Here is a 10,079-nt window from a genome sequence, read left to right on the forward strand (position 1 = left end):
TCCGGCTTGTGGGGGGACGGGGTGGCCGCGGGCATGCGGAAGGCCCCCACCCGGCTGGGATGAGGGCCTTCCTACTGCGGTCCTGACGGGATTTGAACCCGCGGCCTCCACCTTGACAGGGTGGCGAGCACTCCAAACTGCTCCACAGGACCAGGCTTCGCGGCGCTTGGCTTGCTGCGTTGCGCTGCGAGAACAGACTGTACAGGAGGGTGAGGGTGCTGGTCGAACTCACCCCCTGTACGGGAGTGGTTACGGTACGGCCGCGTCGATCGCCTTCACGATCCGCTTGTCGGAGATCGGGTACGCCGTGCCCAGCGCGTGGGCGAAGTAGCTGACTCTCAGCTCCTCGAGCATCCAGCGGATGTCCAGGACCTGCTGCGGCACCGGCCGGCCCTTCGGGAGCTGCTCCAGGAGCCAGGCGTACTCGTCCTGCATCTCGTGGACCTTCTGCATGCGGGTGGTGTCCCGCTGGACACCGGTCGGCATCTGCTGCAGGCGCCGGTCGGCGGCCACCAGATAGCGCATGAGGTCGGGCAGGCGTCGTATGCCCGCCCAGGTCACGAAACCGGGCTTCACGAGCGCGTCCAGCTGCCCCCGGACGTCCGTCAGGTTTGCCAGCAGGGCGGGGCTGCGCGTGGCCTTCAGACGTCGCTCGCAGGCCTGCCAGGCAGCGAGGACCTGCTGCACCTGCCCGACCGTACGGACCGTCGCGTCCACGATCTCCGCGCGCACCTTGTCGTACAGCTTCCGGTACGACTCCTCGTCCCACACCGGCCCGCCGAAGTCCGCGATCAGCTTGTCGGCCGCGGCCATCGCGCAGTCGTCGAAGAGGGCCTGGATGGAGCCGTGCGGGTTGGCGGAGAGCGCCAGCTTCTGTGCGTTGGTCAGCTTCTCGGATGCGAACTTCGCCGGGTTCACCGGGATGTTGCGCAGGATGAGCCGCCGGGTGCCCTTCCACATCGCCTCGGCCTGTTCCGCCTCGGTGTCGAAGAGGCGGACCGAGACGGTGTCGCCGTCGTCCACCAGCGCCGGGTACGCCTTCACCGGCTGCCCGGCCCGACGGGTCTCGAAGACCCGGGTCAGCGCGCCGATCGTCCAGTCGGTCAGCCCCGCGCGCTCGAGCGACTCGCCGCCCTGCCGGGAAGCGGTCGCGGCCGCGGCCTGGGAGAGGGCCTTGCGTGCCCGGGGCTTCAGCTGGAGCTTCAGCGCCTCCAGGTCCTTGTCCTCGGCGAGCTTGCGGCGCCGCTCGTCCACGATCCTGAAGGTGATCTTCAGATGGTCGGGGACTCTCGCCCAGTCGAAGTCGTCCGCCTCGAAGGGGACGCCGACCATGCGCTTCAGCTCACGTGTCATCGTCACCGTGAGCGGCTCCTGGTGGGGAGGCGCCGCCCTCTCCAGGAACGCCCTCGCGTAGTTCGGCGCGGGCACGTAGTTGCGGCGGATCGGCTTGGGGAGGGAACGGATCAGTTCCGTCACCACCTCCTCGCGCAGCCCAGGGATCTGCCAGTCGAAGCCCTCGTCGGTGACCTGGTTGAGCACCTGGAGCGGGATGTGCACGGTGACACCGTCCGCGTCCGCGCCCGGTTCGAACTGGTACGTCACCGGGAACTTGAGCGGACCCTGGCGCCAGGTGTCCGGGTAGTCGGCCTTGGTGACCGCCTCCGCCGACTCGCGGATGAGCATCTCGCGTTCGAAGTCGAGGAAGTCGGGCTGCTCGGTCCGCTTCCGCTTCCACCAGGAGTCGAAGTGGGCGCCGGACACGGCGTGTTCCGGCACGCGCTGGTCGTAGAAGTCGAACAGCGTGTCGTCGTCCACGACGATGTCCCGGCGCCGCGCCCGGTGCTCCAGCTCCTCGACCTCGCTGAGAAGTCTGCGGTTGTCGGCGAAGAACTTGTGGTGCGTGCGCCAGTCGCCCTCGACCAGAGCGTTGCGGATGAACAGCTCGCGACTCGTCTCCGGGTCGATGCGGCCGTAGTTCACCTTCCGCTGGGCGACGATCGGGACGCCGTACAGCGTCACCTTCTCGTACGCCATCACGGCCGCCTCGTCCTTCTCCCAGTGCGGTTCGCTGTACGTCCGCTTCAGGAGGTGCTCGGCGAGCGGCTCGACCCACTCGGGCTCGATCTTCGCGTTGACCCGCGCCCACAGGCGGGAGGTCTCCACCAGCTCGGCCGACATCACGAACCGGGGCTGCTTCCGGAACAGCGCCGAGCCGGGGAAGATCGCGAACTTGGCGCTGCGGGCGCCCAGGTACTCGTTCTTGTTGCCGTCCTTCACGTCCTTCATCCCGACGTGGGACAGCAGACCCGCGAGGAGGGAGACATGGACGCGGTCGGCGGGGGCGTCGGTACCCGCCGAAGGCTCCTCGAGGTGCATGCCCATCTGCTTGGCGACCGTGCGCAGCTGGGTGTAGATGTCCTGCCATTCGCGGATGCGCAGGAAGTTCAGGTACTCCTGCTTGCACATCCGGCGGAACGAGGACGAGCCGCGCTCCTTCTGCTGCTCGCGGATGTACCGCCACAGGTTCAGATAGGCGAGGAAGTCGCTGGTCTCGTCCTTGAAGCGGGCGTGCTGCTGGTCGGCCTGGGCCTGCTTCTCGGCCGGGCGCTCGCGCGGGTCCTGGATGGACAGCGCGGCCGCGATGACCATGACCTCGCGGACACAGCCGTTCTTGTCGGCCTCCAGGACCATCCGGGCCAGGCGCGGGTCGACGGGCAGCTGGGCGAGCTTGCGGCCGGTGTCGGTGAGGCGCTTGCGGGCGTCCTTCTGGGCGGGGTCCAGCGCGTGCAGCTCCTGCAGCAGCTGCACGCCGTCGCGGATGTTGCGGTGGTCCGGCGGGTCGATGAACGGGAACTTCTCGATGTCGCCGAGGCCGGCCGCGGTCATCTGCAGGATGACGGAGGCGAGGTTCGTACGGAGGATCTCGGCGTCCGTGAACTCCGGGCGGGCGTTGAAGTCGTCCTCGCTGTACAGCCGGATGCAGATGCCGTCGGAGGTACGGCCGCAGCGGCCCTTGCGCTGGTTGGCGCTGGCCTGGGAGACCGGCTCGATGGGCAGCCGCTGGACCTTGGTGCGGTGGCTGTACCGGCTGATCCGGGCGAAGCCGGGGTCGATGACGTACTTGATGCCCGGGACGGTGAGGGACGTCTCGGCGACATTGGTCGCCAGAACGATCCTGCGCCCGGTGTGCTGCTGGAAGACGCGGTGCTGCTCGGCATGCGAGAGCCGGGCGTAGAGCGGCAGGATCTCGGTGCCCTGCCAATGAGCGCCTCCGGCGCCCGGGTACTGCTTCCTGGTGAGCGCGTCCGCGGTGTCCCGGATCTCCCGCTCACCGGAGAGGAAGACGAGGATGTCGCCCTTGCCCTCCCCGATCAGCTCGTCGACGGCGTCGGTGATGGCGGTGATCTGGTCCCGGTCGGCGTCCTCGGAGTCCTCTTCCAGGAGCGGCCGGTATCGCACCTCCACCGGGTACGTCCGCCCGCTGACCTCGATGATCGGGGCGTCGCCGAAGTGCCGGGAGAAGCGCTCGGGATCGATGGTGGCGGAGGTGATGACGACCTTGAGGTCGGGCCGCTTCGGCAGCAGCTGGGCCAGATACCCGAGCAGGAAGTCGATGTTGAGCGACCGCTCGTGGGCCTCGTCGATGATGATCGTGTCGTAGGCGCGCAGCTCGCGGTCGGTCTGGATCTCGGCGAGCAGGATGCCGTCCGTCATCAGCTTGATGAAGGTGGCGTCCGGGTTCACCTGGTCGGTGAAGCGGACCTTCCAGCCGACGGACTCGCCCAGGGGCGTCCGCAGCTCCTCGGCCACCCGCTCGGCGACGGTACGCGCGGCGATACGGCGGGGCTGGGTGTGCCCGATCATGCCCTTGACCCCGCGGCCGAGTTCGAGGCAGATCTTCGGGATCTGCGTCGTCTTCCCGGACCCGGTCTCACCGGCGACGATGACCACCTGGTGATCGCGGATGGCGGCCGCGATCACGTCCTTCTTCTGGCTGACCGGCAGCTGCTCGGGGTACCCGATGGCGGGCAGGCGGGAGCGCCGCTCGTCCATCCGGGTCTCGGCCTTGCCGATCTCGGCCTCGATCTCGGCGAGGACGGCGGCGCGGGCCTCCGGCTTACGGATCTTGCGCGCGCCCTCGAGCCGCCTGCCGAGCCGGTGCGCGTCGCGCAGCGACAGTTCGGTCAGGCGGGGGGCGAGGGTGCCGAGGGCGGGGGCTGGATGCGTAGACATACGCGATCCAGGATCTCACCTCGGGGAAATCACTGGCGAACGATTTGCTGCGGGGAGGTCAGGGCGTGCGCTGAGCGGGTGGTGCCGCCTCCGTGCGCTGCCGGCTCGGCCCGTCACCGAGGGCGATCGACCTCGCGGTGTTGGACACCGCCTTGATGCCCAGGTAGGCGGTGGTCATGCTGCTCACCGCGGTGAAGGCGGCGGTCAGCACACCGACGATCACGGCCTTGTCCCCGTCGAGCTGCCATACCCCGAAGATCGCGACCGAGGCGATGGCGAGATTGCTGATGACGACCGCGAGCAGCCCGTACCGGGCCCGGTCCTTCTCCAACTCGGTGTCCCGGATCGCTCTGCTCTCGTCCCGGCTCATGTCTGCCCCCCGCCCCCGGAGAAGGTGCTCCATCAGCGAGAACGTAGCGCCCCCCGACCGCGCTGCCAAGGAGCACGTGCCCTCCTGCGGAGCGGCCGGACGCCGGGTCAGCTCCGCAGGTCCGCCACCCGTGCCTCCACCTGGTCGCGGTCGTAGCCTCGCCGGACGATGTCGAAGACGGGCGGTGTGCCGGGCGCCGTGCCCGCGGCCAGCCGGGACAGGTAGGCGTCCACCTGGTCGCGGTCGTAGCCGCGTCGGGCGATGTCGAAGCCTCGGAAGTCCTCTGCCACCCCTGTCTCCCTTGTGCCGAAACGGCGAAGGCCCCGTTCTGCTGAACGGGGCCTTCTGGTTGTGGCTGGGGCCGGGGTCGAACCGGCGACCTATCGCTTTTCAGGCGATCGCTCGTACCAACTGAGCTACCCAGCCACGAGGCTTCCGGGGAAACCTCAGCGGTCCTGACGGGATTTGAACCCGCGGCCTCCACCTTGACAGGGTGGCGAGCACTCCAAACTGCTCCACAGGACCAAGCTGTGCGTGCAACAGTGTCGCACACGGTATTGCGTGCCCCCAACGGGATTCGAACCCGTGCTACCGCCTTGAAAGGGCGGCGTCCTAGGCCGCTAGACGATGAGGGCTATCGGCCCGCCTGGGCGCTTCTCAGCGCGTCGGGGACGTGAGAAGCATATGGGATGGCGGGGAGTATCGCCAAAACGGTTTACGGCGCGGAGGTGGATGAGGGGGAAGGGGAGCCCGGGGGCGGTGTGGCGCCCGGCAGGTTCTCGGCGGGGAGGTGCCGGCTGACCTCTGCGGTGGTCAGGCCCAGGCCGCCCAGTCTGATCTCGTCCCAGGCCTGGAGGCGGCGGCTGTCGCGGTCGAAGTAGAGGATCGAGGCCTCGATCGGGTCCGGGTACTTCCCCTCCACCGCACGCAGGCCGCTGCCGCCCGTCGATCCCTCGATGCGCAGCCGGGTGCCGTACTTCATGACCTCCGTGCCCTCGTGGTGCAGGTGGCCCGCCAGGACCAGGGGCACGTCGCCGTCCGTCTCCCGGGCCGCCGAGGGCTCGTGCGCGATCGCCACGTCCACCGGGGTGCCGGCCGCACGCTGGTCGCGCAGGGCCGAGGCCAGACGGTCGCCCGCCAGCCGCTCGGCCGCGTCCCCGCCGGTCGACACCGAGCGGTCGGGGGTGAACTGCGGGTCGCCGATGCCCGCGAAACGCAGGCCCGCGATCGTCTCCGCCCGGCCGTCGTCCAGGACGTGCACGTTCTTCAGACGCTCCAGGTAGCGCTGGGTGGTCTTGGAGTCGTGGTTGCCGCGGACCCAGACGTACGGCACGCCCAGTTCCCCGATCGGGTCCAGGAAGCCGTTCTCCGCAGGCGTGCCGTGATCCATCGTGTCGCCGGAGTCGACGATCACGTTCACGTCGTACTGCTCCACCAGCGAGGCGATGATCTTCCAGCTCGCCGGGTTGAGGTGGATGTCGGAGACGTGCAGGACCCGCAGGGTGGCCGGGTCCGGCCGGTAGGCGGGGAGGGTGGAGGTGACGTCGTAGAGCTTGGTCACGTTGGTGACCAGGCGCGCCAACTCCTTCTGGTAGACGTCGAATTCGGTGACGATGTTGCGCGCGTTGCCGACCAGGGACGGCGCCGAGGACAGCAGGCCGGAGAATTTCGGCTCCAGGACCGACTTCGGGTTCCAGGTGGCGTACGCCGTCGCGCCCGAGGCGGCGAGGAGGGCGAGGGCCAGACCGCCGGCCGCCAGGGCGCGGCGCGGCCGGCGGTAGACGGCGAGGCCGAGGGCCGTGGCCCCGGAGACCACGGCGACGCAGGAGCGTACGGCGAGGTCGAGGGTGCCGTGTTCGACGTCCTGGGCCACCTCGTCCTGGAGGCCGGAGAGCCGCTCGGGGTGGTCGACGAGGGCCTGGGAGCGGACCGGGTCGAGCTGGTCGACGTTGACGTCCAGGCGGACGGGGGCCGCATGGCTGTCCAGGGTCAGTGCGCCCAGCGGCGAGACATTGATCTTCGTGCCGCCGGTGAGGGACGGGCGCAGCGCCATCGTCGTGTTCATCGGGCCGACCGGGGCCCGTACGTTTCCGACGATCAGGAGGCCCAGCCAGGCGCCGACGAGGACCACCGCGGTCAGGCCCAGGGCGCTGAGCCAGGGCCGGGGGCGGGCCGCCGGTCCGAGGCCCGGGAGAGCGGGCCCGCGGGCCCGGCGGGTGCGGCGGGTGCGGTTCGGGGTCCGGTTCAGCAGGGCGCGGAGGGCTGCGACGGGGACGCGGGCCATTGGGCCCGTATGCCCACGCCCGGGCGTGGATATGCGACGGTTCGCCACTCTCGTACGGCTGCTTCGTACCGGACAATGGCCGTGTGCTGGAGATGACGCGCGAGGAGTTCGAGGAACTGGTCGCCGAGGCGCTCGACCGGATCCCGTCGGAGTTGACGCGGCTGATGGACAACGTCGCGGTGTTCGTCGAGGACGAGCCGCCCGCGGACGATCCCGAGCTGCTCGGGCTGTACGAGGGGACGCCGCTGACCGAGCGGGGCGAGTGGTACGCGGGGGTGCTGCCGGACCGGATCACGATCTACCGGGGGCCGACGCTGCGGATGTGCGAGAGCCGCGAGGACGTCGTCGCCGAGACCGAGGTCACCGTGGTGCACGAGGTCGCCCACCACTTCGGCATCGACGACGCCCGGCTGCACGCGCTCGGGTACGGGTGAATCTCGGGGGCACCGATTCGAACGGGGCGCGTGTCCTCTTGCGGGCGGCGGGAGTTGGGGAGGTTGACTCCCTTTCTTGTCTCCGGAGGTGGCCGCCGTGCGCCCCTTGTACGTACCCGTCCGACTGGCCGCCGCTGTGCTGGCCGTCACGGCCGCCGCCGGTTGTGTGAGCGTGGGTGACGACGCCGGCCGGGCCAGGCCCTCGCACTCGGCGGGGCAGCGGGGCGGTGAGGCGCCCGACGGGGGTCCGGCGGAGGGCGGGGGCGGCCTCGGCCACGGCGGACGATCCGACGACGGCAAGCGTGAGCACGGCGGCAAGGCGAAGCCGGGTGAGTCGGCCTCGGCCTCGGCCGAGGCGTCCGCGACGGGCAGTCCGTCGGCGGCCCCGCCGAAGCCGGGCAAGACCGCGGAGCCCGGTGGTCCGGCGCCGACCAAGGAGCAGCCGACGCCCCCGGCGACCTCCGCACCGCCCGAGCCCCCGGCGTCCACCCCGCCCCCGCCGGTGTCCGAGCCGCCGTCGGCCGAGCCCTCGTCCTCGGCTCACGAGGAGACGGGGACGCAACTGTCTCAGCGGGAGCCGGCGCCCGCCGCGGGGACGCCCGCGTAGGTGGTGACCTGGGAGTATGGGGTCCGGTTTGCCTTCAGGGGTGGTGGGTGCGTATGGTGGTAGATCGTTTGATCCCATTTGCCCGGCGCCACTGCAGAGCGCGCCGTGTGGCGCGTACTCTCCCTTACCGTGGCGGACCGCATTGAGGCGGTCGTGAGCGAATCACGGAGTTGACGGGCGCGTGCCGAAGAGACTCCGGAAGGTTTCGCATTCGCATGTCCGTGTCCAGTACTGATCACATCGTCATGTCCGAGAACACCCAGGACGACGATCTGGTGACCGAGGTCACCGAGACCACTGACACCCCCCAGACCACCTTTGCCGACCTCGGTCTCCCCGAGGGCATCGTGCGCAAGCTCGCACAGAACGGCGTGACCACCCCCTTCCCGATCCAGGCCGCGACCATCCCGGACGCCCTGAGCGGCAAGGACATCCTCGGCCGTGGCCGTACCGGCTCCGGCAAGACCCTCTCCTTCGGTCTGCCCACCCTGGCCACGCTGGCCGGCGGCCGCACCGAGAAGAAGCGGCCCCGCGCCGTCATCCTCACCCCGACCCGTGAGCTGGCCATGCAGGTCGCGGACGCCCTCCAGCCGTACGGCGACGTCCTCGGCCTGAAGATGAAGGTCGTCTGCGGCGGTACGTCCATGGGCAACCAGATCTACGCCCTGGAGCGCGGCGTCGACATCCTCGTCGCCACCCCGGGCCGGCTGCGCGACATCATCAACCGTGGCGCCTGCTCCCTGGAGGACGTGCAGATCGCCGTTCTCGACGAGGCCGACCAGATGTCCGACCTGGGCTTCCTGCCTGAGGTCACCGAGCTGCTCGACCAGGTCCCGGCCGGCGGTCAGCGGATGCTGTTCTCGGCCACGATGGAGAACGAGATCTCCACGCTGGTCAAGCGCTACCTGACCGACCCGGTCACGCACGAGGTCGACAGCGCCCAGGGCAACGTCACGACGATGTCCCACCACATCCTCATCGTGAAGCCCAAGGACAAGGCGCCGGTCACCGCCGCGATCGCCTCCCGCAAGGGCCGCACGATCATCTTCGTCCGCACCCAGCTGGGCGCCGACCGCATCGCCGAGCAGCTGCGCGACTCCGGTGTGAAGGCCGACGCGCTGCACGGCGGCATGACCCAGGGCGCGCGGACCCGGACGCTGGCCGACTTCAAGGACGGCTACGTCAACGCGCTCGTCGCCACCGACGTCGCCGCCCGTGGCATCCACGTCGACGGCATCGACCTGGTCCTGAACGTCGACCCCGCCGGCGACCACAAGGATTACCTGCACCGCGCCGGCCGTACCGCTCGCGCGGGCCGTACCGGCACGGTCGTCTCCCTCTCGCTGCCGCACCAGCGGCGTCAGATCTTCCGTCTGATGGAGGACGCGGGCGTCGACGCCGGGCGTCACATCATCCAGGGCGGTGCCGCTTTCGACCCGGAGGTCGCCGAGATCACCGGCGCCCGCTCCATGACCGAGGTCCAGGCCGAGTCCGCGGGCAACGCCGCCCAGCAGGCCGAGCGTGAGGTCACCCAGCTCACCAAGGAGCTGGAGCGTGCCCAGCGCCGGGCCGCGGAGCTGCGCGAGGAGGCCGACCGGCTGGTCGCCCGGGCGGCCCGTGAGCGTGGCGAGGACCCCGAGACAGCGGTGGCCGAGGCCGCTGCCGTGGCCGAGGCCGAGGCCGAGGTGGCGGAGCAGGCGGCCGTCGAGGCGCCGGCCCGTCAGGAGTCCTTCTCGTACGAGCGTCCGCGTCAGCAGCGCGACGAGCGGGGCAACTACGAGCGCCGTGACCGCCGTGACGAGCGTCCCACCGGTGGCTTCCGCCGTGACGACCGTCGTGACGGTGACCGTGGTGGCCGTTCCTTCGAGCGTCGTGACGACCGTCCGTCGGGTGGTTTCCGCCGTGACGACCGTCGTGACGGCGGTGACCGTGGCGGCTTCCGCCGCGACGACCGTCCGTCCGGCAGCTTCCGCCGGGACGACCGCCGTGACGACCGCGGTGCCCGTTCGTTCGACCGTCGTGACGAGCGTCCCACCGGTGGCTTCCGCCGGGACGACCGCCGTGACGACCGTCGTGACGGTGACCGTGGTGGCCGTTCCTTCGAGCGTCGTGACGACCGTCCGTCGGGTGGTTTCCGCCGTGACGACCGTC

Annotated in this window: 7 protein-coding genes and 4 tRNA genes; 3 read left to right on the plus strand and 8 right to left on the minus strand. The window is 70.2% G+C overall.

Going from position 1 to position 10,079, the window contains the following annotated elements; genetic code table 11:
- Positions 1-77: 77 nt before the first annotated feature.
- From ACIRU3_RS12815 to ACIRU3_RS12850, 8 genes are all read right to left on the minus strand, one after another.
- Positions 78-152 (minus strand) — tRNA-Asp (locus tag ACIRU3_RS12815).
- A 97-nt stretch (positions 153-249) separates the two neighbouring features.
- Positions 250-4,233: an ATP-dependent RNA helicase HrpA gene (gene hrpA, locus ACIRU3_RS12820; protein ID WP_404055344.1), complete on the minus strand. Its 3,984-nt coding sequence runs from the start codon at positions 4,231-4,233 to the stop codon at positions 250-252.
- Between the two features lie 58 nt (positions 4,234-4,291).
- A complete protein-coding gene (locus ACIRU3_RS12825) occupies positions 4,292-4,603 on the minus strand; it encodes a hypothetical protein (RefSeq protein WP_404055346.1) in 312 nt (103 codons plus the stop codon).
- A gap of 107 nt (positions 4,604-4,710) precedes the next feature.
- Positions 4,711-4,893, minus strand: a complete 183-nt coding sequence (locus tag ACIRU3_RS12830; protein ID WP_404055348.1) for a DivIVA domain-containing protein — start codon at positions 4,891-4,893, stop codon at positions 4,711-4,713.
- A gap of 62 nt (positions 4,894-4,955) precedes the next feature.
- Positions 4,956-5,029 (minus strand) — tRNA-Phe (locus tag ACIRU3_RS12835).
- 24 nt (positions 5,030-5,053) lie between these two features.
- Positions 5,054-5,128, minus strand: a tRNA-Asp gene (locus ACIRU3_RS12840).
- Positions 5,129-5,165: 37 nt separating this feature from the next.
- Positions 5,166-5,238 (minus strand) — tRNA-Glu (locus tag ACIRU3_RS12845).
- Positions 5,239-5,318: 80 nt separating this feature from the next.
- Positions 5,319-6,887, minus strand: a complete 1,569-nt coding sequence (locus tag ACIRU3_RS12850; RefSeq protein WP_404055350.1) for a metallophosphoesterase — start codon at positions 6,885-6,887, stop codon at positions 5,319-5,321.
- An 83-nt stretch (positions 6,888-6,970) separates the two neighbouring features.
- Between ACIRU3_RS12850 and ACIRU3_RS12855 the strand changes: the two genes are divergently transcribed.
- From ACIRU3_RS12855 to ACIRU3_RS12865, 3 genes are all read left to right on the plus strand, one after another.
- Entirely contained in the window at positions 6,971-7,321 is a 351-nt protein-coding gene (locus ACIRU3_RS12855; RefSeq protein WP_404055352.1) for a metallopeptidase family protein, read from the plus strand.
- Positions 7,322-7,418: 97 nt separating this feature from the next.
- A complete protein-coding gene (locus ACIRU3_RS12860) occupies positions 7,419-7,928 on the plus strand; it encodes a hypothetical protein (protein ID WP_404055354.1) in 510 nt (169 codons plus the stop codon).
- 215 nt (positions 7,929-8,143) lie between these two features.
- The coding region (locus ACIRU3_RS12865) for a DEAD/DEAH box helicase (RefSeq protein WP_404055356.1) at positions 8,144-10,079 on the plus strand (1,936 nt) is incomplete at its 3' end.

The organism is Streptomyces sp. NPDC101151 (genome assembly GCF_044768335.1).
GTDB lineage: Bacteria > Actinomycetota > Actinomycetes > Streptomycetales > Streptomycetaceae > Streptomyces.